The following is a 25379-nucleotide window of genomic DNA, read 5'->3' as shown; positions in this document are numbered from 1 at the left end:
AGGGCTGGCACACTCGGGCCGAACCAGATCCGATCGTCATGGCCAGCCTCACGCCCGCCCAGCAAGCAGCCCACCTGCGCCGCGCCAATGCCGTGGCGCGCGCCGCGATGGCGCAGGGCCACCACCCCTTCGGTGCCGTGCTGGTGGCGGCCGATGGCCAGACCGTGCTGCTGGAGCAGGGCAACGTGGACGCCGTCAACCATGCCGAGGCGGTGTTGGCGCGCGAGGCGGCCCGGCGTTTCGATGCCGCGACCTTATGGCACTGTACCCTGGTGACCACGGTCGAGCCCTGTGCCATGTGCGCCGGCACGCAGTATTGGGCGCACATCGGCGCGTTGGTCTATGGCATGAGCGAGCAGCGCCTGCTGCAACTCACCGGCAACCATGCCGAGAACCCCACGCTCGACCTGCCGTGCCGCAGCGTCTTCGCCGCAGGGCAGAAGGCCATCGCGGTCGTCGGCCCCGTCCCCGCGCTCGAGGACGAGATCACCGCGTTGCACATCGGTTTCTGGCAAGCGGCCCGCTGACGCGGGATGGCCCTGCCAGGCAGGCAGGGCGGCAAGGGCCGAGCACGGGCGCGCAGCATCGCTTCGCGCGGGGTTTTGCGGGGCCGATGGCGGATCGGGCGCCGGGACTGCGTGAGCCGGGACCAGGGGAATCGTCCCCGTGCCCATCTCCAGGAGTGCGCCATGGCCTCGATCTCTTCCCGCCCCTGTCGCGTCGCCGATCCGCGGCGGCTGAGTCACCTGCTGGTGGCCGTCGCGCTCGCCGCAGCAACGGGCCACGGCCACGCGGCCGACACGTCCTGTGCGGGCTTGGCCAAGGCCGTGCGCGCCGGGCTGGCGCAGCCGCGCGTGCACGCCGCGATCGACCTGCCGCTGGACGCCGCCGCGCTGAAGGCGGGCCTGGCGCCGACGCTGGTGCACAGCATCGTCATCGGCTCGGTGCAGCACAGCAATGCCTTCTCGCCGACCTTTCGACGCGTGGCGCTGAACTCGCCCGCCGAGCGCGACCTGGCCACCGACCTGGCCGCGTTCGAGGCCGAGGCCAGGTGCACGCTGAAGGGCGGCGAGCGCCTGGCCGGTCGCGCCACGCAGGTGTGGTCCTTCAGCGTCGACCTGGGCCGCGGCGAGGCGCGCATCAAGGTCTGGGTCGACAGCGCCAGCGGCCTGCCGGTGCGCGCCGTCAGCGACGAGCCCGACGTGGACGTGAGCACAGGCTTCACCAAGCCGGGCAAGGGGAGCGCCTCCAGGTTCGAAGTCACGGAACGGCCCAACGGCAAGCGTGTGATCGGCACCCATGCCTACCTGTACGGCGACGCCGTCAAGCCGCCCGGTGCCAAAGGCGCGGTCGACGGCGCCGCGCTGGCCCAACTGCAGGCCTTGCTCAAGGGCGCGCCCTGAGCGCTCCCAACGGCGCCGTGGCGGATGCAGGCGCCGCATTGCGTGTTCCCAGGCAAGACCCACGATCGAGGATTCGACCCATGGCCCACCGCCTGATGCTGCCCCACCAGCCCCTTGGCCTGCCTTTTGTGTGGAATGTCGACGCGCATGTCGGCGACCAGAGCAGGGAGAACCGGCCCACCGATGTCGAACTGATGAAACTGCTGGTCAAGTCGGCACTGGAGTTCGGCCGCGGCGGCGGACAACAGGGCGATGGCTACGAAGACAACCCGCCGCTGGTGCTGAACGGGGAATTCGACCAGACCCTGGCCTTCTGGGTCTACCGGCTGCAGTTCACCTTCCGCATCGAGCCCAAGGACGGCAAGGTGTCACCGGTGCGGCGGCCCACCGCCGGCATGCCGATGCTGCTGCAGCTGAACCACCTGATGCGCCAGCGCAACAGCCTGTACTGGGCCGACCTGGCCTCGGCGCCGGGCATCAGCCCGCGGTTGCGCGCCGAGCTGCAGCGCAGCGTCTGACCACAAGGCCCGTGAGCCTATCGTCATTGGCGAGCGTCCGTGCCGCAGCGGTTCAGCGCCGCAACGGACCATCAGCGCTCCGCGTCGTAGTAGAAGTGATCTGTCGCCTGCCGGTCCGTGCCGGTGAAGATGGCTTTGACCAGACGAGGATTTCGAAAGAGATACCAATCTCCGAACCGGTCGAATTTTCGGCACGACGTGGTGATGCCGTTGCGTCGAATGGTGCCGTACCGCTGCCCCCTGGTACGGCCGAAGGCCTTCAGGCGCTGCCCAAAGTCGATGTCTTCCGCGCTCACGAGACCTTCGTCGAACCCGCCGACCGCATCGAATGCCTCACGAGAGAACCAGAACATTCCGGCGGAAACGCCTCGTTTGACGACGTACGGCGCCACCGCCAGGAGGCTGAAGACTATGCCAACCGAAACTCTCTCGGGCCAGATGGCGGTTCCGCCGCCGATGTAGCGCGCGTCTCGAACGTGGTCCAGGATCGCGGCCACCGTGCGGGAACCCATCCAACTGTCCGCATCGAGCGTGGCAATGGCCAGTGAAGAAGCCGCCCTGACGGCTGCGTTCCTGACTGCGGCAATGCACCTGCGGTCTTCCACAACGCACCGGGCGCCAAGTGACTCGGCGACCGACCTCGTTTGGTCGGAGCATCGATTCAGAGCAACGACGACTTCGACGGGTACCGATGCTTGGCGGGCAGACTCGTGAATGCTGTCGATGCATCGGCCAATGAAGCGCTCCTCGTTGTGTGCCGGTATCGCGACAGACAGAACTGGCCGCATGATGCATAGCGTTCAATAGGTGCGTCCACGCCGGTACTGCGCGTGGCTGCGCGGGGCCAGCGAGGTGGCGTTGGCCAGCGCGGCGAAGCTGCCGGCGGCGTGCGCATGGGTGATGGCCAGGCCCAGCGCGTCGGCGGCGTCCTTGCCGGGCAGGCCGGGCAGGGCCAGCAGGCGCATCACCATCTCCTGCACCTGCGACTTGCTGGCCAGGCCCTGGCCGACGATGGCCTTCTTCATCTGCAGCGCGGTGTATTCGGCCACCGCCAGATCGCCCGAGACCAGTGCCGCCAGTGCGGCGCCACGGGCCTGGCCCAGCAGCAGCGTGCTCTGCGGGTTGACGTTGACGAAGACGATCTCCACCGAGGCCGACTGCGGCTGGTAGCGCTGCGTCACCTCGCGCACCCCGTCGAAGATGACCTTCAGCCGTGCCGGCAGGTTGCCGCGCGCCACCTCGAGCGTGCTGATCGTGCCGCTGGCCACGTAGCGCAGGCGCGGGCCCTCGGCGTCGATGACGCCGAAGCCGGTGCGTTGCAGGCCGGGGTCGATGCCGAGGATGCGCATGGGGGCGCCGGGGCTCTTTCGCGAGGGGTGGCAGGGGAGGGCCGCTGTGGCTCAGCGGGCCAGCAGGCTCGGCAGCGACGAGGCCAGCATCGCCACGCCGGACGCGGTGAGCAGGCCGAGCACGAGGCGCCGGAAGGCAGTATCGCTGAGACCGGTGTACACCCTCGCGCCCAGCAGGCTGGGCAGCAGCACGGCAGGCACCATCACGGCCAGCAGCGGCAGCAGCGGGCGCGTCACGCCGCCGCGGGCCACCACCATGGCCATCGTGACGGCCAGCGTGGCGAGGTTGAAGTTCTGCACCACGCTGCGCTGCAGGTCGCGGTCCATGCCGCGCAGCGTGCACCACAGCGTGGGCGCCACGCCGGTGAAGCCGCCCAGCCCGCCCATCACGCCGCCGATCCAGCCGACCACGGCGTCGGCGAGGCGGCCGCCATGGCTGATGCGCGGCACGCGGTCGGAGAACAGCATCACCGGGCACCAGGTGACCAGCATCAGCCCGAACAGCGCCTTGAACAGGGTCGGGTCGATGCGCGGCAGCAGCCAGCCGCCCACCGGGATGCCGAGCAGGCCGCCGGCCAGGAAGGGCAGCAGCACCGGCCAGCGCCACACCCGGCGCACCGACACGGCGGCCACCACCTGGCCGGTGAGCGAGCCGAAGATGGTCAGCACGGCGGCGGTGCGCGGGTCGATGGTCCAGACCCAGATCGACATGGCCACCATGCCGAAGGCGAAGCCCGACAGGCCCTGCACGAAGCCCGCCACCATCGCCCCGGCGATCACGACGAGCAGGGCCAGGGGCTCGGTCATCGTTGGCCGGCGCGTGCGCCCTCCATGGCACCGAACCCGCTCAGACGCGCAGCTGGAAGTACCAGCGCACCGAGTGGAAGAACACCGGTGCGGCGAAGCACAGCGCGGCCACGCGGTCGAGCAGGCCCACCGCGCCGGTGACGGCCGGCGCATTGCCCCAGTTGGACACGCCGGCGTCCTTCTTCAGCGCGCGCATGACGAAGTCGCCCAGCGCGCCCGAGGCACTGGCGATCATCCCCATGGCCAGCGCCTGCGGCGGCTTGAACGGCGTGATCCAGTACAGCGCCGCGCCCAGCAGCCCGCCGGCCAGCACGCCCAGGCCGAAGGCGCGGTACGAGAACGAGCGGTCGATGTGCCGCGCCACCGGCCGCTGGCGCAGGTGGCGGCTGGCGGCCTCCTGCGCGATCTGCGCCGCGGCGGCCACCATCACCAGGAAGAACAGCAGGAACGCGCCGCGCCCGGCGTAGCGCGGGAACTCCAGCAGCAGCAGCGCCGGGGCATGCGACAGGCCGAACACGCAGACCATGATGCCCCACTGGATCTTGGCGTTGCGCTCGAGGAAGCGCTCGGGGTCTCCGGCCAGTGCGCTGACCACCGGGATGGCCAGGAACACGTACACCGGGATGAACACCGAGAACAGGTCGAAGTTCCGGTTGCCCACCAGCACGTACTGCAGCGGCAGCACCACGAAGAAGGCCAGGATCAGGCTGCGGTGGTCGCTGCGGCGCGTGCGCAGCAGCGTGATGTACTCGCGCAGCGCCAGGAAGGACACCAGCCCGCTCAGCAGCGTGGCGCCCACCGGCCCCGACATCCAGGCCACCCAGAAGGCCACGGTGCCGATCCACACCGCGCGCAGGTCGCGCTTGAAGCGGGTGTGCCGGTCGCCGCCGGCGGCGTCGCGCTCGCGCACCGCCAGCAGGGCCGCCACGGCCGTCACCAGCCCGAGCACGCCGAACAGGATGACGAAGAGCAGGGCCACCTGCTGGCCGGCGTCGAGGTCTCTGAGTGCGCCCATCGTGCGTGCCCCTCAGTTCACCGTGGGCTTCAGGGCCACGACGGCGTCGCGGGCGCGCTCGAGGAAGGCGCGCTTGTCCTCGCCCTCGGCCAGGGTGAGCGGCGCGCCGAAGGTGACGGTGCACAGGATCGGCACCGGCACCACCTCGCCCTTGGGCATCACGCGCTGCACGTTGTCGATCCAGGCCGGGATCAGCTGCACCTGCGGAAACTGCTCGGCCAGGTGGTACAGGCCGCTCTTGAAGGCCTGCGGCAGGCCCTTGTTGCTGCGCGTGCCCTCTGGAAAGATCACCAGCGAGTCGCCATGGCCCAGGGCCTCGGCCAGCGGTTCGAGCGGGTCCTGGTCGTCGGTGCGCGTGCGGCTCACGTAGACGGCATGGAACACCTCGCGCGTGAGCCAGTGCTTGAAGCGGCCGGCCGTCCAGTAGTCGCGCGCGGCGATCGGGCGCGTGGAGGCGCGCAGCTCGCTGGGCAGCGCGGCCCAGATCAGCACCCAGTCGAGGTGGCTCTGGTGGTTGGCGAAGTAGATGCGCTGCTCGGCCTTCGGCGGGCAGCCCTTCCAGTGGCCCTGCGCGCCGGTGATCAACCGGGCGATGAAGGCGAGCAGCATGCCCATGGCGTCGGCGCGGGTCATGCGGCCATGGTAACGGCGGGTTGTGACGACCGATCGTGGCGGTGCGGCCCGTGGGCCGCACCGGCCGACGTTCAGTGGCGGAAGTGCCGCGTGCCGGTGAAGACCATCGCGATGTCGCGCTCGTCGGCGGCGGCGATGACCTCGGCGTCGCGCATCGAGCCCCCCGGCTGGATGACGCAGCCGGCACCGGCGTCGATCACCACATCGAGGCCGTCGCGGAACGGGAAGAAGGCGTCGCTGGCCACCGCGCTGCCGGCCAGCGACAGGCCCGCGTTCGTGGCCTTGATGCCGGCGATGCGCGCCGAGTCGACCCGGCTCATCTGCCCGGCCCCCACGCCCAGCGTCATGCCCCCGCCGCAGAAGACGATGGCGTTGCTCTTGACGAAGCGCGCCACCTTCCAGGCGAACAGCAGGTCGGCCATCTGCGCCTCGGTGGGTTGGCGGCGGGTGACCACCTTGAGGCCGCCCTCGACCATGTCCAGCGTGTCGGCCGACTGCAGCAGCATGCCGCCACCGACGCGCTTGAAGTCGAGCGCGTTGGATCGGGCGGATTCCAGCGGCACCTCGAGCAGGCGCACGTTCTGCTTGGCGGCGTAGAGCGCCAGCGCCTCGGGCGTGATCGACGGTGCGATGGCCACCTCGACGAACTGCTTGGCGGCGTTGATGGCCTCCACCACCGACGCGTCGAGTGGCCGGTTGAAGGCGATGATGCCGCCGAAGGCGCTGGTGGGGTCGGTCTTCAGCGCTTTGAGGTAGGCCTCGAGCGCGGTGGCGCCCACGGCCACGCCGCAGGGGTTGGCGTGCTTGACGATGACGCAGGCCGGCACGTCGAAGGCCTTGACGCATTCCCAGGCCGCGTCGGTGTCGGCGATGTTGTTGTACGACAGCTCCTTGCCCTGCAGCTGGCGCCACTGGGCCAGCGTGCCGGGCGCGGGGCGGGCCTCGCGGTAGAAGGCGGCGCTCTGGTGCGGGTTCTCGCCGTAGCGCATGCCTTGCGTGCGGTGCAGCTGCAGCGTGTAGACGGCCGGGTACTCGGCGCGGGGCGGCACCTCGGCCGGGCGGTCTTCGGCACCGTCCTCGATGGCGCTTAGGTAGTTGGTGATCATGCCGTCATATGCCGCCGTGTGAGCGTACACCTTGCGCGCCAGGCCGAACTTGGTCTTGCGCGTCAGGCCGCCGGCGTCCAGCTCGGCCAGCACCGCGGGGTAGTCGGCCGGGTCGATCACCACGCCGACGTCCTGCCAGTTCTTGGCTGCCGCGCGCAGCATGGCCGGGCCGCCGATGTCGATGTTCTCGATGGCGTCTTCCAGCGTGCAGTCGGCGCGCGACGTGGCTTGCTCGAACGGGTAGAGGTTGATCACCAGCAGGTCGATGGTGCCGATGCCGTGTTCCTTCAGCGCGGCCATGTGCTCGGGCAGGTCGCGACGGGCCAGCAGGCCGCCGTGGATGCGCGGGTGCAGCGTCTTGACGCGGCCGTCCAGCATCTCGGGGAAGCCGGTCACCTCGGCCACCTCGGTGACCGGCAGGCCGCTGCCGGCCAGCAGCTTGGCGGTGCCGCCGGTGGACAGCAGTTTGACGCCGCGCTGGTGCAGGGCGCGGGCGAAGTCGACGATGCCGGTCTTGTCGGAGACCGAGAGCAGGGCAGTGGTCATGGGCGGGGCCAGTGGAAAAGGATTCGGGGTTGGGCGACCGGCCGGCGGCGCGCGGTCACGAGATCAGCTTGTGGTCGAGCAGCTTGCGGCGCAACGTGTTGCGGTTGATGCCCAGCCAGTCGGCGGCCTTGCTCTGGTTGCCGTCGGCGTGACGCATCACCACCTCGAGCATCGGTTTCTCCACCGCGTCGACGATCATCGCGTGCACCGAATGCGGCTCGCTGCCGTCGAGGTCGCGGAAGTACTGCTCCAGGCTGTCGCGGATGCAGTCCTCGATGCCGGGGCGGCTCATCGCGGCGCCCTCGTGCGGCGCGCGGCGCGGCCCGTCGCGGACGGTCGCGTCCTTTGGCGGCCAGGCACCGTGTTCATGCCGATCTTGCCAGCTGGTCGTCGTTGGCCGCATCCACCGGCAGCAGCGGGTGGGCCTGGGCCAGCTCGTCGAAGAAGGTGCCGACCGCGGCCACCTGGGCGTCGACGCTGTCGAGCGTGTTCATCGCGGCGCGGAAGGCCTCGCCGCCGGGCAGGGCGCGCACGGCCCAGCCGATGTGCTTGCGGGCGGTGCGCACGCCGGCGTACTCGCCATAAAGCGCATAGTGCTCGTGCAGGTGCTCGACCAGCCACTGCTGCACCTCGCGGGTGGCCGGTGGCGCCAGCCGCTCGCCGGTGGCCAGGAAGTGGCCCACCTCGCGGAAGATCCAGGGCCGGCCCTGGGCCGCGCGGCCGATCATCAGCGCATCGGCGCCGGTGCGGCGCAGCACCTCGCGGGCCTTCTCGGGCGAATCGATGTCGCCGTTGGCCACCACCGGCACGCGCACCGCGGCCTTCACGGCGGCGATGGTGTCGTACTCGGCCTCGCCGCGGTAGCCCTGCTCGCGCGTGCGGCCGTGCACGGTCAGCATGGCCACGCCGGCGGATTCGGCCGCGCGCGCCAGGGCCACCGCGTTGCGCTCGGCGGCGCACCAGCCGGTGCGCATCTTCAGCGTCACCGGCACGCCGCGCGGTGCGCAGGTGGCCACCACCGCTTCGACGATGGCCAGCGCCAGCGGCTCGTCGCGCATCAGCGCCGAGCCGGCCCACTTGGTGCACACCTTCTTGGCCGGGCAGCCCATGTTGATGTCGATGATCTGCGCGCCACGGTCGATGTTGTAGGCGGCGGCCTCGGCCATCATCGCGGCGTCGGTGCCGGCGATCTGCACCGCGATCGGGCCGGGCTCGCCGGCGTGGTCGGCCCGGCGCGAGGTCTTCAGCGAGTTCCACAGGTCGCGCCGCGAGGTGATCATCTCGCTGACCGCATGGCCCGCGCCCAGGCGGCGGCAGAGCTGCCGGAAAGGCCGGTCGGTGACGCCCGCCATGGGGGCGACGAACAGGGTGTTCGGCAGCTCGAAGGGGCCGAGGCGCATGGCGGGCGGGCGGGGGTGCTTAAAAAGGAGGCAGCAGTATAGCGGCCGGCCCCACGCCGCCCGGGCCCCTGCGGGCTGCCTATGATGCGCCGCCATGGACGCCTGGTTCGAATCGCTGCTGACTGCGCTGGCCCTGCCGAAGTTCGGCCTGAGCACGGTGTTCGTCGTCTCGCTGGTGTCGGCCACCCTGGTGCCGCTGGGGTCGGAGCCGGCGGTGTTCGGCCTGGTCAAGCTCAACCCGTCGATGTTCTGGCCGGCGGTGCTGGTGGCCACGCTGGGCAACACGCTCGGCGGCGGCATCAGCTGGTGGATGGGCTATGGTGCCGAGCGCGCCTACGAGCGGGTGACGCATCGCCGCGCCGAGGCGCATGCGCTGCGCTGGCTCGAGCGCTTCGGTCCCAAGGCCTGCCTGCTGTCGTGGCTGCCGCTGGTGGGCGACCCGCTTTGCGCGCTGGCCGGCTGGCTGAAGATGCCGTTCTGGCCCAGCCTGTTCTACATGGCCATCGGCAAGTTCGCGCGCTACGTCACGATGACGGCGGCGCTGCTGTGGTGGTTTCCCGGGCAGTTCACGCCGGGCTGAGCACGTCGCCCGCGGCGGCGCGAGAATCACCCACCTTCCACCCCGAACCTCGACATGACCACCGTGCAGCCCGTGGCCACGACGTCTCCGGCCACCCCGGCGTACAACGCGCTGGCCGAAGCCTTCCAGCGCCTTTACCGCTTCGACCACCTGCAGGCCATCGTCGGCTGGGACCAGTCGGCCAAGATGCCACCGCGCGGCAACGACGCGCGCGCCGCCGCGATGGCCGAGATGGCCGCGTTGATGCACCGCCTGCGCACCGACCCCGCGCTGCGCGACGGCCTGCAGCGCGCCGAGCAGGAGCCGCTGGACGACCTGCAGCGCGCCAACCTGCGCGAGATGCACCGCGAGTGGTCGCGCAGCAACGCGCTGCCCGAGTCGCTGGTGCAGCGCCGCGAACTGGCGGTGGCCCGCTGCGAGCACGCCTGGCGCCAGCAGCGCCCGGCCAATGATTGGAAAGGCTTCGTCGGCAACCTGCGCGACGTGCTGGCGGTGTCGCGCGAGGAGGCCGCGCTGCTGTCGCAGCCGGCCGGCCTGCGCCCCTACGACGCGATGATCGACCGCTACGAGCCCGGCATGACCTGCGCCCAGCTCGACCGCGTGTTCGGCGAGGTGCGGCAATGGCTGCCCGGCCTGATCCAGCGCGTGATCGACCACCAGGCCAACCAGCCGGTGATCGAGCCGGTGGGGCCGTTCCCGCAGGCGGCGCAGCATGTGCTGTGCGAGCAGGTGATGCGCCTGCTCGGCTTCGATTTCGAGGCCGGCCGGCTGGACGTGAGCGCCCACCCATTCTCGGGCGGCGTGCCCGAGGACGTGCGGCTGACCACCCGCTTCCGCGACGACGACTTCGTCACCAGCCTGCTGGGCACGGTGCACGAGACCGGCCATGGCCGCTACGAGCAGAACCTGCCGCGCGACTGGCTGGGCCAGCCGGTGGCCTCGGCCCGCTCGATGGCCATCCACGAGAGCCAGAGTCTGGCCTTCGAGATGCAGCTGGGCAGCCACGTCGGCTTCGCGACGCTGCTGGCGCCGCTGGTGCGCCGCGCCTTCGGCGACCAGCCGGCCTTCGAGCCGGCCAACCTGCATCGGCTGTTCACCCGCGTCCGGCGCGGCCTGATCCGCGTCGATGCCGACGAGGTGACCTACCCCGCCCACGTGATCCTGCGCTACGAGATCGAGCGGCCGCTGATCGAAGGCGAGCTGCAGCTCGACGACGTACCCGCCCTTTGGGACGAGAAGATGAAGGAGCTGCTGGGCCTGGACACGCGCGGCAACTTCAAGGACGGCCCGATGCAGGACGTGCACTGGCCCGCGGCGCTGTTCGGCTACTTCCCCAGCTATTCGCTGGGCGCGATGTACGCGGCGCAGTGGTTCGCCACGATGCGCCGCCAGCACCCGACGCTCGACACCGACATCGCGCGTGGCGAACTGGCGCCGCTGTTCGACTGGCTGCGCGAGAACATCTGGCGCAAGGCCAGCCGCTGGACCACCGACGAACTGTCGGTGCAGGCCACCGGCGAGACGTTGAACCCGGCGCACTTCAAGGCGCACCTGGAGTCGCGTTACCTCGGCTGACCGAGCTGACCCGGCTGACCGCCGGCCTGGCCGTCGGTCGGCGTGCGTCGGCTCACCTCAGGCGGCCTGAGCCAGCGCCAGTTCCAGGTCGTCCAGCACCTCCTCCAGCCGCGTCATCGGCCGGGCCAGCGCGCGCTGCGGTGCGGGCGGGCGGCGTGAGACGAGCCGGCGGCGCGGGTCGTCCAGCACCGCGTCGTCCAGCGCAAGGCCGTGCGTGGCCAGCCGTGCGGCCAGCGTGCTGCGGCGCGAGCGCAGATCGGCGCGGGTCTTCTGGTAGGCGTGCTCGGCCAGCGCCCGGCGCTGCGAGTAGCTGAAGATGTTGGCCAGGAACATCTGCGGGTCGCGCTGGTCGGGCTCGAACAGCTCGATGTCGGTGCCAGGGTGCGAGCGCTCGTAGCCCTTCAGGCCGAGCTCGAGCCGCGAGTGGATCAGCGAGCGGAAGGTCTGGCTCAGCACCAGCGGCAGCCCGCCCTCGACGATGCGGTGGATGCGCGGTGCGCCGTCGGCCATCACCCGGTGGCGCTGCGCGTGCGTGGCGTCGAAGGGCACCAGCGGGTTCAGGCACAGCAGCAGGTCGAGGCCCTGGTCGAGCAGCACGCTGGCGTGCAGCGTCTTCTTGAGCGCGCCGTCCACGTACGAGCGCCCGCCGATCGTCACCGGCGGGAACAGCCCCGGCAGCGCCGCACTGGCGGCCACCGCGCGCGAGATCGGCACGTGGTCCCAGCCGGGCATGCCGAAGGGCGCGGCCTCGCCGCTGTCCAGGTCGGTGGCCACCAGCACCAGGCGGTGGCCGAGGCGGCGGAAATCATCGGTGCGGCCAGGCGCCTCGAACACCTTGTGCATGCGCGCCTCGAAGGCCCGGTTGTCGAACACGCTGGCGGGCAGGGCGCGGCCGAGCCGCTCGACGGCAGACAGCACGCTGCGCCGCCGCAGCAGCAGGTCGGCCGCCGCCTGGCCGGCCAGCACCGGCAGGGACAACAGCCGGCCGAGGCCCGCGGCCAGCGCCGGCCGCACGAACAGCAGCGGGCTGATGCGGTCGGCCGCGGCGGCCCTGCCGCTGTCGATGAAGGCGTCGAAGAGCTGGCGCGGGCGCATGCCGTTGGCCAGCGCCGCGGCCACGAAGCCGCCGGCCGACACGCCCACGTAGCCGTCGAGCGCGGTGAAGTCGAGCCCGGGCAGGGCCTCGCCGAGCGCGCACAGCGCACCGATCTCCCAGGTGGCGCCCAGCGGGCCGCCGCCGGCCAGCGCCAGCCCGACACGGGCCTGGCGGCGGCGCGGCGCCCGCGGCCCTGCGCCCGGCAAAAGGGGCGCCGCAGCGCCCCTTGTGACATGGCTGGTGGCCATCGATCAGCCGGCGGTGGCGGCCTTGCGAGGGGTGCGGGCCTTGGCCGCGGGCTGGGCAGCCGACTTGGCGGCGCGCTTCGCGGCGGGTTTGGCGGCGGGCTTGGCCTCGACCGGCGCGTCGACCGCCGCGGCGATCGGCTCGGCAGCTTTGGCTGGCTTTGCGGTCTTGCGGGCGGCCGGCCTGGCCTTGGCCACCGGCTTGTCGGCCGCCGCGCCCTTGCCCAGCGCGGCCACCGCGGCGGCCAGCGCGTCCACGCGGTCGGCCAGCGCCGCGACGTCCTTGGCGGTGGGCACGCCCAGTTTGCTCATCGCGCGGGCGGTGCGCTCCTCGAAGATCGATTCGAGCTTGTCCCACTGCACGTTGGCCTTCTGGCCGACGCCGCCGGCCATCGCCGACATCTTGCCGGCCACGTCGCCCAGCTTCTCTTCGGCCGCCGCCTGGGTCTTGCGGTGCAGGCTGGCGCCCTCTTTCATCAGGGTCTCGAAGACCTTGGTGCCCTCGCCCTGGGCCTTGGAGAACGCGCCCAGGCCGGCCAGCCAGATCTGCTGCGCCGAATCCTTGACGGTCTGGGCGAGCTGGCTGTCCAGCAACCCGGCCGGTGACGCGGCCTTCTTCTCGGCCATCTTCTGAAGCTTCTTGACCATGGGGAGCGACTCCTGGGGAATGAGGGGGACGGTGCACCGGCCACGCGCTTCGCGCCGTGCGACCGGAAGTGTAGGCAGCGGCAGTCGAGCCGTCAGCCTAATCGGCGAGGCCGGAGCACGGGGTTTGTACCGACCAAGCGGCGGAGCCCCGGCGGCCGCTGGCCACCGGGGCTGCGCGCCCTCCCAAAAAACGGTCGATCAGGCCATCGGCTTTTTGCGGCGCACGACGAAGCCCATGCCCATCAGGCCGGCCAGCATCATGGCCCAGGTCTGCGGCTCGGGGATCGGCGCGGCCAGCGGCTGCACCGCATTGAAGCCGGCGATCTGGCGGCCGACGAACTCGCCCACGCGCAGGCCGCTGCGCTCGGCCTCGCGCTCGCAGTTGCCGCAGCTGACCTTGCCGTCGTTGCCGAAATCCTTGCCGTCGACGGCGACGAACTTGAAGAACTCGTAGCGGATGATCACCGACTTGTCGTCGTCGGCCAGCGCCACCTCGTCGACCTCGAGCTCGAACGGGTCGGGCGCCGCATCCGGCGCCCGGTTGGCCGGGGCCTTCTGGAAGATGCGCAGGTCGGTCTTGATGTCCTCGACGCGGCCTTCGATCTGGCCGTTGTCGAGCAGCAGGTTGCCCAGGTCGATGTTGCCTTCGTCGCCGCCGCGGCCCTTGTCCTTGACGCGGGTGATGTAGGTCTTGATCCACATCGCCTCGCCCCACTGGTTGGCGGCGCCGTTCTCGGGCTCGGCCACGGCGCGGATCTCGGCGCGCAGGGCCGGCTGGGCGGGCAGGCCGGGCTGCGCCACGATCTGGATCGGGTTCAGGTTGACCGCCGGGATGCCGATGGGCTGCCGGGCCAGCGTGCCGCCGGTGTCGAGCACCCAGTGGTAGCGCGTGAGCGCCGGGCTGCCGGTGGTGGTGACCCCGAAGTGGTCGCACGGGTTCTGCGTCCAGTTGATGTTGGCGCCCGGCCAGCAGCTCTCGCCCGGGGTGCTGAAGCCGCCTGCCGAGGACGGGGTGATCTTGCTGGCTGGCACGCCTACCGGCGTGGCCGCGCCGGGCGCGAAGCCGTACTGGATGCGCACGCCGGCGTGCTGGCCGTTGGCGTCGTTGTAGTCGACCACGTTGACCGTGCCGAAGCGCACCACGCCGAACGGGTCGCCGCCGGCGATGCCGCCGAACGAGCGGTCGTAGCCGAAGATGCTGTTGACGTAGTTGCTGCTGCCGTGGGCATAGGCGCTGGAGGAATCCTTGTAGGTGTGGGAATCCTCGATCTCGATCTCGAAGCCATAGGCCGGGTGCGGCGTGTTGTTGACGACGTCGAAGTTGGCCAGGCTGCCGAACACCTGGGCATGGCCGGGGCCGGCGGCGGCCAGGGCCAGCAGGGCGGCCAGGGGGACGAGCGTGGAGGCGGACTTCATGGGCGCTTTCTGGGGGGACGAGGCTGCAAGAGCAGGCTGGCCGCGCGTAAATACGTGGTCCGAGGGTTTTCTCCCGTGGTTTCGGCGTCTACCCCCGCGCCCCGGGGGGGTGCCGGGCTTGGGGTTAGCGCGCAAGGGGCGCCCGGCGCGCATCGTCAAGAATCCGCCTTTCCAGCGAACGAGCGCCCGCCGGGCCGACGCGTCGGGCGTCGCCCGAGCTGCCAGGCGGCGTCGGGTCTCGTGCGCGGCCATCCGATTCCCCCTGAGGAGATCCCGCATGCATTACTTCGTCACCGGCGCCACCGGCTTCATCGGCAAGCGACTGGTCAAGGCCCTGCTGGCCCGCCGCGGCACGACGGTCCACTTCCTGGTGCGCCCGGGCAGCGAGGGCAAGCTGGCCGACCTGTACGAGTTCTGGGGCGTGTCCAAGGCCCGTGCCGTGCCTGTGACCGGCGACCTCACCTCGCGCAAGCTGGGCGTGAGCGCAGAGGACCTCAAGGCGCTGAAGGGCCAGATCGCCGGCGTGTACCACCTGGCGGCGGTGTACGACCTCCAGGCCGACGAGGAGAGCCAGGTGCGCGTCAACGTGGAGGGCACGCGCAACATGGTGGAGTTCGCCAAGGCCGTCGATGCCAAGCACGTGCACCACGTCAGCAGCATCGCCGCGGCGGGCCTGTACGAGGGCGTGTTCCGCGAGGACATGTTCGACGAGGCCGAGGGCCTGGACCACCCTTACTTCATGACCAAGCACGAGAGCGAGAAGATCGTGCGCAAGGAGTGCAAGGTGCCCTGGACGGTGTACCGCCCGGCCATGGTGGTGGGCGACTCGTCCACCGGCGAGATGGACAAGATCGACGGCCCCTACTACTTCTTCAAGCTGATCCAGCGCATGCGGCAGATGCTGCCGCCGTGGATGCCGGCCATCGGCCTGGAGGGCGGGCGCATCAACATCGTGCCGGTGGACTTCGTCGTGTCCGCGCTCGACCACATCTCGCATTCGCGCCACGCCATCAAGGGCAAGTGCTTCCACCTGGTCGACCCGGTGGGCTACCGCGTCGGCGACGTGCTCGACATCTTCAGCAAGGCCGCGCACGCGCCCAAGATGAACGTGTTCGTCAACGCGGCGCTGCTGGGCTTCATCCCGAAGAGCGTGCGCAAGGGGCTGATGGCGCTGGCCCCGGTGCGCCGGGTCTACCACGCGGTGATGAAGGACCTGGGCCTGCCCGAGGACATGCTCACCTTCGTCAACTACCCCACGCGCTTCGATTGCCGCGAGACGCTGGACGCGCTGAAGGGCAGCGGCATCGCCTGCCCCAACCTGCACGACTACGCCTGGCGGCTGTGGGACTACTGGGAGCGCCACCTCGACCCGGCGCTGTTCATCGACCGCAGCCTGCGCGGCACCGTCGGCGGCAAGGTGGTGCTGGTCACCGGCGGCTCGTCGGGCATCGGGCTGTCGGTGGCCTGCCGCTTTGCCGAGGCCGGCGCCATCACCATCATCTGCGGTCGCGGCGAGGACAAGCTGGCCGCGGCCGTGAAGGAGATCAAGGAAGCCGGCGGCAAGGACGCCCAGGTCTTCAGCTACTCGGTGGACATCGCCGACGAGGCCGGCTGTGCCGAGTTCGTCAGGAAGCTGCAGGAGGAGCACGGCGGCGTCGACTTCCTGATCAACAACGCCGGCCGTTCGATTCGCCGCGCCATCGAGGCCAGCTACGACCGTTTCCACGATTTCGAGCGCACCATGCAGCTGAACTACTTCGGCAGCCTGCGCGTCACGATGGGCCTGCTGCCGGGCATGGTGGCCAAGAAGCGCGGCCACGTCGTCAACATCAGCTCGATCAGCGTGCTGGTCAATGCGCCGCGCTTCTCGGCCTACGTGGCCAGCAAGGCGGCGCTCGATGCCTGGACGCGCTGCGCGTCCAGCGAGTTCGCCGACCAGGGCATCACCTTCACCACGGTGAACATGCCGCTGGTGCGCACGCCGATGACCGCGCCGACCAAGATCTACGACAGCATGCCGCTGCTGCAGCCCGAGGAGGCCGCCGACCTGATCATCCAGGCCTGCATCGACAAGCCGGTGCGCGTGGCCACGCGCCTGGGCATCTTCGGCGCGCTTCTGCACACCGCCGCGCCGCGCGTCACGCAGATCATCATGAACACCACGTTCCGCATGTTCCCCGACAGCGCGGCGGCCAAGGGCGAGAAGGGTGAGAAGGCCAAGCTCTCGCCCGAGGCCATCGCCATGGCGCAGATGATGCGCGGCATCCACTTCTGAGCGGACCCGGGGGCGCCGCCTCGCGGCGCCCCCCGTGGGGATCACTGAAGGCGGCAGAGCCACACTGCTTCGAGAGCCGCCGCGCCGGCGGGTGAGCGCCGCCGTGGCCTCTGGCCGCCGGCGCGCGCAGGCCGGTGCCTACAATCTGCGCGGTCTGCCCACTACCCACGGCGCGCGCATGCCCAACCCCTCCACCGCCCCCGAGCACAGCCTCGACCACATCACCCCGCGCGACCAGGCCGAGATCCTGGCGCAGGCGCTGCCCTACATCCGCCGCTTCCATGGCAAGACGCTGGTCATCAAGTACGGCGGCAACGCGATGACCGATCCGGCGCTGCAGCAGGATTTCGCCGAGGACATCGTGCTGCTCAAGCTGGTGGGCATGAACCCGATCGTGGTGCACGGCGGCGGCCCGCAGATCGACGATGCGCTGAACAAGCTGGGCAAGAAGGGCACCTTCATCCAGGGCATGCGCGTCACCGACGAAGAGACGATGGAAGTCGTCGAGTGGGTGCTGGCCGGCGAGGTGCAGCAGGACATCGTCGGCCTGATCAACGCAGCCGGCGGCAAGGCCGTGGGCCTGACCGGCCGCGATGGCGGGCTGATCCGCGCCCGCAAGATGAAGCTCGCCGACAAGGACGACCCGAGCAAGGAACACGACATCGGCCAGGTGGGCGAGATCACCGCCATCGACCCGAGCGTGGTCAAGGCGCTGCAGGACGACCAGTTCATCCCGGTCATCAGCCCGATCGGCTTCGGCGAGCACAACGAGAGCTACAACATCAACGCCGACCTGGTCGCCGCCAAGCTGGCCACGGTGCTGAAGGCCGAGAAGCTGATCATGCTGACCAACATCCGCGGCGTGCTCGACAAGACGGGCGACCTGATCACCGAACTCACGCCGCGCCAGATCGACGATCTGATCGCCGACGGCACCATCAGCGGCGGCATGCTGCCCAAGCTGGCCGGTGCGATCGACGCGGCCAAGAGCGGGGTCAATGCGGTGCACGTGGTCGATGGCCGCGTGCCGCACGCCATGCTGCTGGAGATCCTCACCGATCAGGCCTACGGCACGATGATCCGCTCGCATTGAGTGCCGGGCCATCATGACGCCGCGACCCTGCGGTCCCCGGGCCTGCCCGTGAAGCCCACCTGGCTGTTCGACCTCGACAACACGCTGCACGACGCCGGCGCGCATGTGTTCGGCGAGCTCAACCGGTCGATGGCCGCCTTTGTCCAGCGCGAGTTGAAGCTCGAGGCGCAGGAGGCCAGCCGGCTGCAGCGCCACTACTACCAGCGATACGGCGCGACGCTGCTGGGCCTGGTGCGCCACCATGGCGTCAAGGCGGCGCACTTCCTGCACGAGACGCACCGGCTGCCGCACCTGGAGCAGCAGGTCAGCACGCACCGGCACGATGTCGAGGCGCTGCGCCGGCTGCCAGGCCGCAAGCTGGTGCTGACCAACGCGCCGCGCGACTACGCGCTGCGCGTGCTGCGCCTGCTGCGCATCGAGCACCTGTTCGATGCGGTCCTGTCGATCGAGGACATGGCCATGTTCGGCCAGCTGCGGCCCAAGCCCGACGCGCGCATGCTGCGCCGCCTGGCCGTGAAGCTGCGGGTGCATCCCAGCCAGTGCATCCTGGTGGAAGACACGCTGGTGCACCAGAAGTCAGCCCGCCGCGTCGGCATGCAGACCGTGTGGATGCAGCGCTACGCCCGCCGCGGCACGCACAGCGGCCCGACGGTGGCGCGCTGGTCCATGCGGCCGGCCTACGTCGACCGGGTGGTGCGCAGCCTGCGGCCCTTGTGCCGCCGGGTTTGAGCGGGCGCAAGGCACCGTCGGAAACCCGCCCACCCTGGGGTCAACCCGACGGTGGAATGGGTGGCGAGTCGGTGTTTACCTGCTCCCAAGGGCCGGTGACCGCTGTGCCAGAATGATTTGAAACCCGCCCCAGATGAGTTCGCCGCCGTGATGTCCGATCTGCCCGAGCCATCCGGCGCCACCGCCGAGCCCGCCGCGCCCGAGGCCGATGAACCGGCTTCCGCGGCCCCGGCGGCGCCGGGCCGCAAGCGGCCCCGGCCCGGCGAACGGCGCGTGCAGATCCTGCAGACGTTGGCCGCGATGCTCGAGCAGCCCGGCGCCGAGCGCATCACCACGGCCGCGCTGGCGGCCCGGCTCGAGGTCAGCGAGGCCGCGCTCTATCGCCACTTCGCCAGCAAGGCGCAGATGTTCGAGGGCCTCATCGAGTTCATCGAGTCGAGCGTGTTCACGCTGGTCAACCAGATCGTCGAGCGCGAGACCTCGGGCACCGTGCAGGCCCAGCGCATCACCACCGTGCTGCTGCAGTTCGGCGAGAAGAACCCGGGCATGGTGCGCGTGATGGTGGGCGACGCGCTGGTCTTCGAGCACGAGCGGCTCATCGCCCGCATGAACCAGTTCTTCGACCGCGTCGAGTCGCAGCTGCGCATCAGCCTGCGTGCGGCCTTCGATGCCGCGGGGTCGGTCACCCCGACGGTCGAGGCCCAGGCGCTGGCCTCGGGGCTCACGGCGCTGATCGTCGGGCGCCTGCAGCGCTATGCGCGCAGCGGCTTCAAGCGCAACCCGACCGACCAGCTCGAGCCGGTGCTGGCGCGCCTGACGGCGTGATCCTGCCGCTGGAGGTGCGGCCCGGCGAGTGGCTGCACCTGCTGCCCCAGCGCGCGGCCTTCGACCCCGCGCGGGGCTGCCTGCTGGTGGCCGATGCGCACGTCGGCAAGGCCGTGTCGTACCGGCGCATGGGCGTGCCGGTGCCCGAGGCCACCACCGACGACACGCTGCAGCGGCTGGACGAGGCCATCGCGGCCACCGGGGCGCAGCGCCTCGTGTTCCTCGGCGACCTGCTGCACTCGGCGCGCTCGAACGCACCGCACACCTTCGAGGCGGTGGCCCGCTGGCGCCACCGCCACGCTGGCGTGGCGGTGGTGCTGGTGCGCGGCAACCACGACGACCGTGCCGGCGATCCACCGGCCGAGTGGCGGATCGACGCCGTCGACGAACCACTGAGCCTGGGGCCCTGGCGCCTGTGCCACCACCCGCAGCCGCACGACGACGGCTACGTGCTCGCCGGCCACCAGCACCCCTGCATCACGCTGGGCGGTCGGGCGCACGGCCGGCTGCGCCTGCCGTGCTTCCACTTCGGCGACCGCGTGGGCGTGCTGCCGGCCTTCGGCGCCTTCACCGGCATGCACGCGGTGCGCCGACAGCCGGGCGACCGGGTGGCGGCGGTGGCCGACGACCGCGTCGTGCTCGTCTGAGCCCGGGGCCGGGTGGCCGGCGCCTGCGCGGCCCCCCGTAAACTGCCGCCCATGTCGTCGTCATCGCTCGAATCGCTGCTCGCCCGTGCCGAGCGCCTGCTGGTCCGCCTCGAAGGCGTGCTGCCCCATCCGCTGGCGCCGCCCGACTGGGGCGCGTCGATCGCCTTCCGCTACCGCAAGCGCGGCGCGTCGGGCTGGCTGCAGCCGGTGCGGCAGGTGGCGCCGATCGGGCTGTCCGACCTGAAGGAGGTCGACGGCCAGAAAGACCGGCTGCTGCGCAACACCGCGCAGTTCGTGGCCGGCCTGCCGGCCAACAACGTGCTGCTCACCGGCGCACGCGGCACCGGCAAGAGCTCGCTGATCAAGGCCTGCCTGAACGAGTACGCACCGCGCGGCCTGCGCCTGATCGAGGTCGACAAGGCCGACCTGGTGGACCTGCCCGACCTGGTGGACCTGGTGTCCGACCGGCCCGAGCGCTTCATCGTCTTCTGCGACGACCTCAGCTTCGACGAGGGCGAGCCCGGCTACAAGGCGCTGAAGTCCATCCTCGACGGCAGCATCTCGGCGGCCAGCGACAACGTGCTGATCTACGCCACCAGCAACCGCCGCCACCTGCTGCCCGAGTACATGAAGGAGAACCTCTCCTACACCCACACCGACGATGGCGAGGTGCACCCGGGCGAGGTGGTGGAAGAGAAGATCTCGCTGTCCGAGCGCTTCGGCCTGTGGATCAGCTTCTACCCGTTCAGCCAGCCCGAGTACCTGGCCATCGTCGCGCAGTGGCTGCGTCATTTCGGCGTCGGCGAGGCGACCATCGAGACGGCACGCCAGCCGTCGCTGGTGTGGGCGCTGGAGCGCGGCTCGCGCTCGGGCCGCGTGGCCTACCAGTTTGCGCGCGACTGGGCCGGACGCGACCACGCCGCCGACGAGGCGCTGGCGCAGGCGTCGGACACGCCGGGACCGGACGGCCTGGACCGTGTCTGAGTCCGGCGCGGTCACCTCGGTCGACGGCGTCGTGCGTGCCGCGCGCGAGGCGGTCGACGTGGCCGTCGGCGTGCTGATCGAGCGCGATGCGCAGGGCCGCGAAGGCCGCTTCCTGCTCACCAGCCGCCCCGAGGGCAAGGTCTACGCCGGCTACTGGGAGTTCCCGGGCGGCAAGTTCGAGGCCGGCGAGACGCTGGAGCAGGCGCTGCGCCGCGAACTGCACGAGGAGATCGGCATCACCATCGGGGCGGTGCATCCCTGGCAGCAGGAGGTGTTCGACTACCCGCATGCGCGCGTGCGGCTGCACTTCTGCAAGGTCTACGACTGGCAGGGCAACTTCGAGATGCGCGAGGGCCAGCGCATGGCCTGGGAATCGCTGCCGGTGCGGTCGGCGCCGGTGCTGCCGGGCACGCTGCCGGTGCTGCGCTGGTTCGCCGCCGAGCGTGGCCATGCCGGGCCGACGCATGTCGAGTGACTACACTTTGGCCATGGACTGGCTCGACAGCATCAAGTGGGACCGCGACGGCCTGGTGCCCGTCATCGCGCAGGAGGCCGGCAGCGGCGACGTGCTGATGTTCGCCTTCATGAACCGCGAGGCCCTGGCGCTCACCGCCGAGCGCGGCCAGGCGGTGTACTGGAGCCGATCGCGCCAGCGCCTGTGGCACAAGGGCGAGGAGAGCGGGCACTTCCAGCAGGTGCACGAGCTGCGCATCGACTGCGACGCCGACGTGGTGCTGCTGAAGGTCACCCAGCTCGGCCACGAGCCCGGCATCGCCTGCCACACCGGCCGCCATTCCTGCTTCTTCCGCCGGCTCGAGGGCGGCGACTGGCAGGCGGTGGAGCCGGTGCTCGAAGACCCTGAACGCATCTACCGCCGATGACCCCCGCCCCCATCACCTCGCAGGACCTGCTGGCGCGCCTGGCCGAGGTCATCGAATCGCGCAAGCCCGAGGCCGGCGGCGACCCCGCCACCAGCTACGTGGCGCGCCTGTTTGCCAAGGGCACCGACGCCATCCTCAAGAAGATCGGCGAGGAGGCCACCGAGACCGTGATGGCCGCCAAGGACGGCGTGCCCGAGAAGATCGTCTACGAGGTGGCCGACCTGTGGTTCCACTCGATGATCGCGCTGGCCGCCTTCGGCCTGAAGCCGGCCGACGTGCTGGCCGAACTGGCGCGGCGCGAGGGCCTGTCGGGCCTGGAAGAATTTGCGCTGCGCAAGGTGGCCCAGCGCGACAAGGACGGCACCTGAGGTGCCTCGAACGGAGACATCACGCCCATGAGCCAGGACCCCAACTGCATCTTCTGCAAGATCGTCGCCGGGCAGATCCCGTCGAAGAAGGTCTATGAAGACGACGATCTGCTGGCCTTCCACGACATCCACCCGTGGGCGCCCGTGCACATCCTGGTCATCCCCAAGCTGCACATCGCCAGCATGGTCGACGTCGGCCCCGAGCACCAGGCCCTGCTGGGCAAGATGATGACCCTGTCGCCGCGGCTGATGAAGGAGCTGGGCGTCACCAACGGTTACCGCCACCTCATCAACACCGGCGCCGACGGCCGCCAGGAAGTGCCGCACGTGCACCTGCATGTGATGGGTGGCCCGCGGCCCTGGTCGAAGGGCTGACCCGTCCGCCGACCCGGACAGGTCGGGTCACCTAGAATCCAGGCATTCGTCTTCAGGAGACCGACATGGGTTCATTCAGCATCTGGCACTGGCTCATCGTGCTGGTGGTGGTGGTGCTGATCTTCGGCACCAAAAAGCTCAAGAACGTGGGCTCCGATCTCGGTGCCGCTGTCAAGGGCTTCAAGGATGGCGTGAAGGACGGCACCACGTCGGCCGACGCCGCGGCGGCGCAGGCGCCGCAGCAGGTCACCACCGCGCAGAAGGCCGCCGCGGACCCCAACACCGTCGACGTCGAGGCCAAGACCAAGTCCTGACCGTGAGCAAAGCTGCCGGGCCGGCCCGGCCGCAAGACCTGCCTCGATGATCGATTTCGGCTTCGACAAGATTGCGCTGATCGGCGCCGTGGCCCTCATCGTCATCGGGCCCGAGAAGCTGCCGCGCGTGGCCCGCACGGTGGGTGCGCTGCTGGGCAAGGCGCGGCGCTACGTGGCCGACGTCAAGGCCGAGGTCAATCGCTCGATCGAGCTCGAGGAACTGCAGAAGATGAAGACGCAGTTCGAGGACGCGGCGCGCGACGTCGAAAGCTCGGTCACCCGAGAAGTCAACGAGGCCAGTGCGGCCTTCAACCAGACCTTCCAGGATGCGACGTCCGGACTCCATGGCAACCTGCTCGACAGCCCGATATACGACCCGCTGGCCGCGACCGCGCCGCAGTACAAGCGCCCCGACAAGCACTGGCGGCTCAAGCGCAGCGCCGTGCCTCGCTGGTACAAGCAGCGAGCCGGCGTGCGCACGCACACCCAGTCGGGTGCCGCGCGCGTCGCGCGTTTTCGCCCGCCGGGGCTGAAGAAATGAGCACTGGCGGCGAACCGCGCGACGAACTCGAAGGCACCGAGCAGCCGTTCGTTTCGCACCTGGTCGAACTGCGCGACCGCCTGGTGCGCGCCCTCATCGCCGTGGCGGTGGCCTTTGTCGCGCTGGCCGTCTATCCCGGGCCGTCGGGCCTGTACGACCTGTTGGCCGCGCCGCTGGTGGCCCACCTGCCCAAGGGCGCCACTCTGATCGCCACCAACGTCATCTCGCCCATCCTGGTGCCGCTGAAGATCACCCTGATGGCCGCCTTCATGCTGGCGCTGCCGGTGGTGCTGTACCAGCTCTGGGCCTTCGTCGCGCCGGGCCTGTATTCGCACGAGAAGAAGATGGTGCTGCCGCTGGTGGTCACCAGCACGGTGCTGTTCGTCGTCGGGGTGGCGTTCTGCTACTTCCTGGTCATCCCGGGCATGTCGAAGTTCATCCAGGCCTTCGCTCCCGCCAGCATCACGGCGGCGCCAGACATCGAGCAGTACTTCGGCTTCGTGCTCACGCTGTTCCTGGTCTTCGGCATCTCATTCGAGGTGCCGGTGGCGGTGATCGTGCTGGTGCGCATCGGCTTCGTCACGGTCGAGCAACTCAAGACCTTCCGCGGCTACTTCATCGTCGCCGCCTTCATCATCGCCGCGGTGGTGACGCCGCCCGACGTGATTTCGCAATTGGCGCTGGCGGTGCCCATGTGCATCCTCTACGAGGCCGGCATCTGGGCAGCCCAGGTGTTCGTCAAGCACACCCAGGCGCCCGACGCCGAGCCGGCCGACTCCAGCAAGACCTGACCGGCTTCGCGCCCTTCAGCGCGGCCGTCGCAGTTGCCGCGGACGCTGCACCACCTCGAGCGACAGCTCGAGGGCCCGGTCGCCGCGTTGCACGCCGATGCGGGCGACCTCGCCCGGGGTGAGCGCGGCCACGCTGTTGAGCAGCTCCGACGTGGTCGCGACCGACTGGCCGGCCACCGAGACCACCACGTCGCCGGGCCGCAGGCCACCGCGGCTGGCCGGCCCGTCCTGCAGCACGGCGGTGATCAGCACGCCGCTGCGGATCGGCAGCTTGAGGTTTTCGACCAGATCGGGGGTGAGTTCCCGAGGCTCCACGCCGAGCCAGCCGCGGCGCACCTGGCCGTCGCGCAGCAGGCCCTCCATCACCGATTGCGCCAGGTCCACCGGGATCGCGAAGCCGATGCCCTGGCTGCCGCCCGAGCGCGAGAAGATGGCCGTGTTGATGCCCACCAGGTGGCCGTTCACGTCGACCAGTGCACCGCCCGAATTGCCGGGGTTGATGGCCGCGTCGGTCTGGATGAAGCTCTCGAAGGTCGACAGGCCCAGGCCCTGGCGGCCGAGCGCGCTGACGATGCCCGAGGTGACGGTCTGCCCCACGTTGAAGGGATTGCCGATGGCCAGCACCACGTCCCCCACGCGCAACAGCTCGCTGCGGCCCAGGGTGACCGAGGGCAGCTTGTCGAGCGTGATGCGCAGCACCGCCAGGTCGGTCTCGGGGTCGGTGCCGACCACGGTGGCGCGCGCCTCGCGCCCGTCCGACAGGCGCACATCGATCTCGGTGGCGCCTTCGACCACGTGGTTGTTGGTCAGCAGCACGCCCTCGGGCGAGACGATGACGCCGGAGCCGACGCCGATCTGCAGCTGGTGCGGATCGCGGTCGAAGAAGGGCCGCATGCCCGGATCGCCTGCCGACGGCCGGCGGCCGCCGGACTTGCGGGCCGTGACGCTGACGACGGCGGGCGAGGCGGTCTGCGCGGCGGCGTGGTACCCGGTGAACGCCACCGGCAGGGTGGCCGGGGCCGCGGCGGTGGTCGCTTGCGGACTGCTGGCGGCCGAGGCCGGCAGCGGCGCCATGCGCACCGACACCGATTCGGACAGGATCGGCGGGCCACGCCCTTCCAACGACAGCCATTGCGGCTTCAGCGTGGCGACGACGAACAGCATCGCCATCGCCACGGTGACGGCCTGCGAGAAAATGAGCCAGAGTCTGCGCATCGGA

The 25379-nt window shown here is 70.4% G+C and carries 30 protein-coding genes; 18 read left to right on the top strand and 12 right to left on the bottom strand.

Annotated features, from left to right (window positions below):
- Window positions 1-38: 38 nt before the first annotated feature.
- The 3 genes from EOINJALH_RS24225 (at window position 39) to EOINJALH_RS24215 (ending at window position 1921) form a co-directional block, all read left to right on the top strand.
- A complete protein-coding gene (locus tag EOINJALH_RS24225) occupies window positions 39-527 on the top strand; it encodes a nucleoside deaminase (protein WP_088284984.1) in 489 nt (162 codons plus the stop codon).
- Window positions 528-689: 162 nt separating this feature from the next.
- Complete coding sequence (locus tag EOINJALH_RS24220) at window positions 690-1403, top strand: hypothetical protein (RefSeq protein WP_088284982.1); 714 nt, start codon at window positions 690-692, stop codon at window positions 1401-1403.
- A gap of 80 nt (window positions 1404-1483) precedes the next feature.
- Window positions 1484-1921: a hypothetical protein gene (locus EOINJALH_RS24215; protein ID WP_088284980.1), complete on the top strand. Its 438-nt coding sequence runs from the start codon at window positions 1484-1486 to the stop codon at window positions 1919-1921.
- A 71-nt stretch (window positions 1922-1992) separates the two neighbouring features.
- Here the strand turns inward: EOINJALH_RS24215 and EOINJALH_RS33205 are convergent, their stop codons facing one another.
- The 8 genes from EOINJALH_RS33205 to dusB form a co-directional block, all read right to left on the bottom strand.
- Window positions 1993-2709: a glycosyltransferase family 2 protein gene (locus EOINJALH_RS33205; protein ID WP_088284978.1), complete on the bottom strand. Its 717-nt coding sequence runs from the start codon at window positions 2707-2709 to the stop codon at window positions 1993-1995.
- A gap of 12 nt (window positions 2710-2721) precedes the next feature.
- A complete protein-coding gene (gene ruvC, locus EOINJALH_RS24205; RefSeq protein WP_088284975.1) occupies window positions 2722-3270 on the bottom strand; it encodes a crossover junction endodeoxyribonuclease RuvC in 549 nt (182 codons plus the stop codon).
- A 51-nt stretch (window positions 3271-3321) separates the two neighbouring features.
- The gene (locus EOINJALH_RS24200; protein WP_088284973.1) at window positions 3322-4077 is read right to left on the bottom strand and encodes a sulfite exporter TauE/SafE family protein; all 756 of its coding nucleotides are present in this window, start codon (window positions 4075-4077) and stop codon (window positions 3322-3324) included.
- A 40-nt stretch (window positions 4078-4117) separates the two neighbouring features.
- Complete coding sequence (locus EOINJALH_RS24195; RefSeq protein ID WP_088284971.1) at window positions 4118-5092, bottom strand: phosphatidate cytidylyltransferase; 975 nt, start codon at window positions 5090-5092, stop codon at window positions 4118-4120.
- A 12-nt stretch (window positions 5093-5104) separates the two neighbouring features.
- On the bottom strand, window positions 5105-5725 hold the full coding sequence (locus EOINJALH_RS24190) for a 1-acyl-sn-glycerol-3-phosphate acyltransferase (RefSeq protein WP_088284969.1): 621 nt from the start codon (window positions 5723-5725) through the stop codon (window positions 5105-5107).
- Window positions 5726-5796: 71 nt separating this feature from the next.
- Window positions 5797-7377 carry a bifunctional phosphoribosylaminoimidazolecarboxamide formyltransferase/IMP cyclohydrolase gene (gene purH, locus EOINJALH_RS24185; RefSeq protein ID WP_088284967.1) on the bottom strand — a complete coding sequence of 527 codons (1581 nt, stop codon included), beginning with the start codon at window positions 7375-7377 and terminating at the stop codon, window positions 5797-5799.
- Between the two features lie 55 nt (window positions 7378-7432).
- Window positions 7433-7669 carry a Fis family transcriptional regulator gene (locus EOINJALH_RS24180; RefSeq protein ID WP_088284965.1) on the bottom strand — a complete coding sequence of 79 codons (237 nt, stop codon included), beginning with the start codon at window positions 7667-7669 and terminating at the stop codon, window positions 7433-7435.
- Window positions 7670-7742: 73 nt separating this feature from the next.
- Window positions 7743-8777, bottom strand: coding sequence for a tRNA dihydrouridine synthase DusB (gene dusB, locus EOINJALH_RS24175; protein ID WP_088284963.1), 1035 nt, complete (start codon window positions 8775-8777; stop codon window positions 7743-7745).
- 94 nt (window positions 8778-8871) lie between these two features.
- On the opposite strand from dusB, the gene EOINJALH_RS24170 reads away from it, so the two are divergent.
- Complete coding sequence (locus EOINJALH_RS24170; RefSeq protein ID WP_088284961.1) at window positions 8872-9357, top strand: YqaA family protein; 486 nt, start codon at window positions 8872-8874, stop codon at window positions 9355-9357.
- Between the two features lie 54 nt (window positions 9358-9411).
- On the top strand, window positions 9412-10932 hold the full coding sequence (locus EOINJALH_RS24165; RefSeq protein ID WP_088284959.1) for a carboxypeptidase M32: 1521 nt from the start codon (window positions 9412-9414) through the stop codon (window positions 10930-10932).
- 57 nt (window positions 10933-10989) lie between these two features.
- On the opposite strand, the gene EOINJALH_RS24160 is transcribed toward EOINJALH_RS24165, so the two are convergent.
- From EOINJALH_RS24160 to EOINJALH_RS24150, 3 genes are all read right to left on the bottom strand, one after another.
- Window positions 10990-12276 (bottom strand): patatin-like phospholipase family protein, encoded by a 1287-nt coding sequence (locus EOINJALH_RS24160; protein WP_088284957.1) that lies wholly within the window; start codon window positions 12274-12276, stop codon window positions 10990-10992.
- 3 nt (window positions 12277-12279) lie between these two features.
- Complete coding sequence (locus EOINJALH_RS24155; protein WP_088284955.1) at window positions 12280-12921, bottom strand: phasin family protein; 642 nt, start codon at window positions 12919-12921, stop codon at window positions 12280-12282.
- A 198-nt stretch (window positions 12922-13119) separates the two neighbouring features.
- Complete coding sequence (locus tag EOINJALH_RS24150) at window positions 13120-14337, bottom strand: PEP-CTERM sorting domain-containing protein (protein WP_158219878.1); 1218 nt, start codon at window positions 14335-14337, stop codon at window positions 13120-13122.
- 277 nt (window positions 14338-14614) lie between these two features.
- Between EOINJALH_RS24150 and EOINJALH_RS24145 the strand changes: the two genes are divergently transcribed.
- From EOINJALH_RS24145 to tatC, 13 genes are all read left to right on the top strand, one after another.
- Window positions 14615-16612, top strand: a complete 1998-nt coding sequence (locus tag EOINJALH_RS24145; RefSeq protein WP_088284951.1) for an SDR family oxidoreductase — start codon at window positions 14615-14617, stop codon at window positions 16610-16612.
- Between the two features lie 178 nt (window positions 16613-16790).
- Window positions 16791-17705, top strand: a complete 915-nt coding sequence (argB, locus tag EOINJALH_RS24140) for an acetylglutamate kinase (RefSeq protein WP_088285140.1) — start codon at window positions 16791-16793, stop codon at window positions 17703-17705.
- A 48-nt stretch (window positions 17706-17753) separates the two neighbouring features.
- Window positions 17754-18434, top strand: a complete 681-nt coding sequence (locus tag EOINJALH_RS24135; protein ID WP_234414010.1) for a pyrimidine 5'-nucleotidase — start codon at window positions 17754-17756, stop codon at window positions 18432-18434.
- Window positions 18435-18584: 150 nt separating this feature from the next.
- Window positions 18585-19259 (top strand): nucleoid occlusion factor SlmA, encoded by a 675-nt coding sequence (slmA, locus tag EOINJALH_RS24130; RefSeq protein ID WP_088284949.1) that lies wholly within the window; start codon window positions 18585-18587, stop codon window positions 19257-19259.
- Entirely contained in the window at window positions 19259-19906 is a 648-nt protein-coding gene (pdeM, locus tag EOINJALH_RS24125; protein WP_088285136.1) for a ligase-associated DNA damage response endonuclease PdeM, read from the top strand. The genes slmA and pdeM overlap by 1 nt, the downstream gene beginning before the upstream one ends.
- Before the next feature lie 51 nt (window positions 19907-19957).
- On the top strand, window positions 19958-20890 hold the full coding sequence (locus EOINJALH_RS24120; RefSeq protein ID WP_088284947.1) for an ATP-binding protein: 933 nt from the start codon (window positions 19958-19960) through the stop codon (window positions 20888-20890).
- Complete coding sequence (locus tag EOINJALH_RS24115) at window positions 20883-21365, top strand: NUDIX domain-containing protein (protein ID WP_088284945.1); 483 nt, start codon at window positions 20883-20885, stop codon at window positions 21363-21365. Before EOINJALH_RS24120 ends, EOINJALH_RS24115 begins: the two co-directional genes overlap by 8 nt.
- Before the next feature lie 13 nt (window positions 21366-21378).
- Complete coding sequence (gene hisI, locus EOINJALH_RS24110) at window positions 21379-21771, top strand: phosphoribosyl-AMP cyclohydrolase (RefSeq protein ID WP_088284943.1); 393 nt, start codon at window positions 21379-21381, stop codon at window positions 21769-21771.
- A complete protein-coding gene (locus EOINJALH_RS24105; protein WP_088284941.1) occupies window positions 21768-22139 on the top strand; it encodes a phosphoribosyl-ATP diphosphatase in 372 nt (123 codons plus the stop codon). Before hisI ends, EOINJALH_RS24105 begins: the two co-directional genes overlap by 4 nt.
- A gap of 27 nt (window positions 22140-22166) precedes the next feature.
- Window positions 22167-22514, top strand: a complete 348-nt coding sequence (locus tag EOINJALH_RS24100; protein WP_088284939.1) for a histidine triad nucleotide-binding protein — start codon at window positions 22167-22169, stop codon at window positions 22512-22514.
- A 65-nt stretch (window positions 22515-22579) separates the two neighbouring features.
- Window positions 22580-22828: a Sec-independent protein translocase subunit TatA gene (tatA, locus tag EOINJALH_RS24095; RefSeq protein WP_088284937.1), complete on the top strand. Its 249-nt coding sequence runs from the start codon at window positions 22580-22582 to the stop codon at window positions 22826-22828.
- Between the two features lie 46 nt (window positions 22829-22874).
- The gene (gene tatB, locus EOINJALH_RS24090; protein WP_088284935.1) at window positions 22875-23369 is read left to right on the top strand and encodes a Sec-independent protein translocase protein TatB; all 495 of its coding nucleotides are present in this window, start codon (window positions 22875-22877) and stop codon (window positions 23367-23369) included.
- Window positions 23366-24160 (top strand): twin-arginine translocase subunit TatC, encoded by a 795-nt coding sequence (gene tatC / locus EOINJALH_RS24085; RefSeq protein ID WP_088284933.1) that lies wholly within the window; start codon window positions 23366-23368, stop codon window positions 24158-24160. The genes tatB and tatC overlap by 4 nt, the downstream gene beginning before the upstream one ends.
- A gap of 15 nt (window positions 24161-24175) precedes the next feature.
- On the opposite strand, the gene EOINJALH_RS24080 is transcribed toward tatC, so the two are convergent.
- Complete coding sequence (locus EOINJALH_RS24080) at window positions 24176-25375, bottom strand: S1C family serine protease (protein WP_088284931.1); 1200 nt, start codon at window positions 25373-25375, stop codon at window positions 24176-24178.
- Between the last annotated feature and the right edge of the window lie 4 nt (window positions 25376-25379).

The organism is Ideonella sp. A 288, from assembly GCF_002198735.1.
Classification (GTDB): Bacteria; Pseudomonadota; Gammaproteobacteria; order Burkholderiales; family Burkholderiaceae_C; genus Pseudaquabacterium.
Note: the sequence above shows the minus strand (reverse complement) of the source record. Positions and strands in the feature narration are given on the sequence as shown.

What these genes read in the sequence shown, in the direction of transcription:
- EOINJALH_RS24225 (WP_088284984.1), top strand. Translation starts at nt 39, where the DNA reads ATGGCCAGCCTCACGCCCGCCCAGCAAGCAGCCCACCTGCGCCGCGCC.
- EOINJALH_RS24220 (WP_088284982.1), top strand. Translation starts at nt 690, where the DNA reads ATGGCCTCGATCTCTTCCCGCCCCTGTCGCGTCGCCGATCCGCGGCGG.
- EOINJALH_RS24215 (WP_088284980.1), top strand. Translation starts at nt 1,484, where the DNA reads ATGGCCCACCGCCTGATGCTGCCCCACCAGCCCCTTGGCCTGCCTTTT.
- EOINJALH_RS33205 (WP_088284978.1), bottom strand. Translation starts at nt 2,709, where the DNA reads ATGCGGCCAGTTCTGTCTGTCGCGATACCGGCACACAACGAGGAGCGC.
- ruvC (WP_088284975.1), bottom strand. Translation starts at nt 3,270, where the DNA reads ATGCGCATCCTCGGCATCGACCCCGGCCTGCAACGCACCGGCTTCGGC.
- EOINJALH_RS24200 (WP_088284973.1), bottom strand. Translation starts at nt 4,077, where the DNA reads ATGACCGAGCCCCTGGCCCTGCTCGTCGTGATCGCCGGGGCGATGGTG.
- EOINJALH_RS24195 (WP_088284971.1), bottom strand. Translation starts at nt 5,092, where the DNA reads ATGGGCGCACTCAGAGACCTCGACGCCGGCCAGCAGGTGGCCCTGCTC.
- EOINJALH_RS24190 (WP_088284969.1), bottom strand. Translation starts at nt 5,725, where the DNA reads ATGACCCGCGCCGACGCCATGGGCATGCTGCTCGCCTTCATCGCCCGG.
- purH (WP_088284967.1), bottom strand. Translation starts at nt 7,377, where the DNA reads ATGACCACTGCCCTGCTCTCGGTCTCCGACAAGACCGGCATCGTCGAC.
- EOINJALH_RS24180 (WP_088284965.1), bottom strand. Translation starts at nt 7,669, where the DNA reads ATGAGCCGCCCCGGCATCGAGGACTGCATCCGCGACAGCCTGGAGCAG.
- dusB (WP_088284963.1), bottom strand. Translation starts at nt 8,777, where the DNA reads ATGCGCCTCGGCCCCTTCGAGCTGCCGAACACCCTGTTCGTCGCCCCC.
- EOINJALH_RS24170 (WP_088284961.1), top strand. Translation starts at nt 8,872, where the DNA reads ATGGACGCCTGGTTCGAATCGCTGCTGACTGCGCTGGCCCTGCCGAAG.
- EOINJALH_RS24165 (WP_088284959.1), top strand. Translation starts at nt 9,412, where the DNA reads ATGACCACCGTGCAGCCCGTGGCCACGACGTCTCCGGCCACCCCGGCG.
- EOINJALH_RS24160 (WP_088284957.1), bottom strand. Translation starts at nt 12,276, where the DNA reads ATGGCCACCAGCCATGTCACAAGGGGCGCTGCGGCGCCCCTTTTGCCG.
- EOINJALH_RS24155 (WP_088284955.1), bottom strand. Translation starts at nt 12,921, where the DNA reads ATGGTCAAGAAGCTTCAGAAGATGGCCGAGAAGAAGGCCGCGTCACCG.
- EOINJALH_RS24150 (WP_158219878.1), bottom strand. Translation starts at nt 14,337, where the DNA reads ATGAAGTCCGCCTCCACGCTCGTCCCCCTGGCCGCCCTGCTGGCCCTG.
- EOINJALH_RS24145 (WP_088284951.1), top strand. Translation starts at nt 14,615, where the DNA reads ATGCATTACTTCGTCACCGGCGCCACCGGCTTCATCGGCAAGCGACTG.
- argB (WP_088285140.1), top strand. Translation starts at nt 16,791, where the DNA reads ATGCCCAACCCCTCCACCGCCCCCGAGCACAGCCTCGACCACATCACC.
- slmA (WP_088284949.1), top strand. Translation starts at nt 18,585, where the DNA reads ATGTCCGATCTGCCCGAGCCATCCGGCGCCACCGCCGAGCCCGCCGCG.
- EOINJALH_RS24120 (WP_088284947.1), top strand. Translation starts at nt 19,958, where the DNA reads ATGTCGTCGTCATCGCTCGAATCGCTGCTCGCCCGTGCCGAGCGCCTG.
- hisI (WP_088284943.1), top strand. Translation starts at nt 21,379, where the DNA reads ATGGACTGGCTCGACAGCATCAAGTGGGACCGCGACGGCCTGGTGCCC.
- EOINJALH_RS24105 (WP_088284941.1), top strand. Translation starts at nt 21,768, where the DNA reads ATGACCCCCGCCCCCATCACCTCGCAGGACCTGCTGGCGCGCCTGGCC.
- EOINJALH_RS24100 (WP_088284939.1), top strand. Translation starts at nt 22,167, where the DNA reads ATGAGCCAGGACCCCAACTGCATCTTCTGCAAGATCGTCGCCGGGCAG.
- tatA (WP_088284937.1), top strand. Translation starts at nt 22,580, where the DNA reads ATGGGTTCATTCAGCATCTGGCACTGGCTCATCGTGCTGGTGGTGGTG.
- tatB (WP_088284935.1), top strand. Translation starts at nt 22,875, where the DNA reads ATGATCGATTTCGGCTTCGACAAGATTGCGCTGATCGGCGCCGTGGCC.
- tatC (WP_088284933.1), top strand. Translation starts at nt 23,366, where the DNA reads ATGAGCACTGGCGGCGAACCGCGCGACGAACTCGAAGGCACCGAGCAG.
- EOINJALH_RS24080 (WP_088284931.1), bottom strand. Translation starts at nt 25,375, where the DNA reads ATGCGCAGACTCTGGCTCATTTTCTCGCAGGCCGTCACCGTGGCGATG.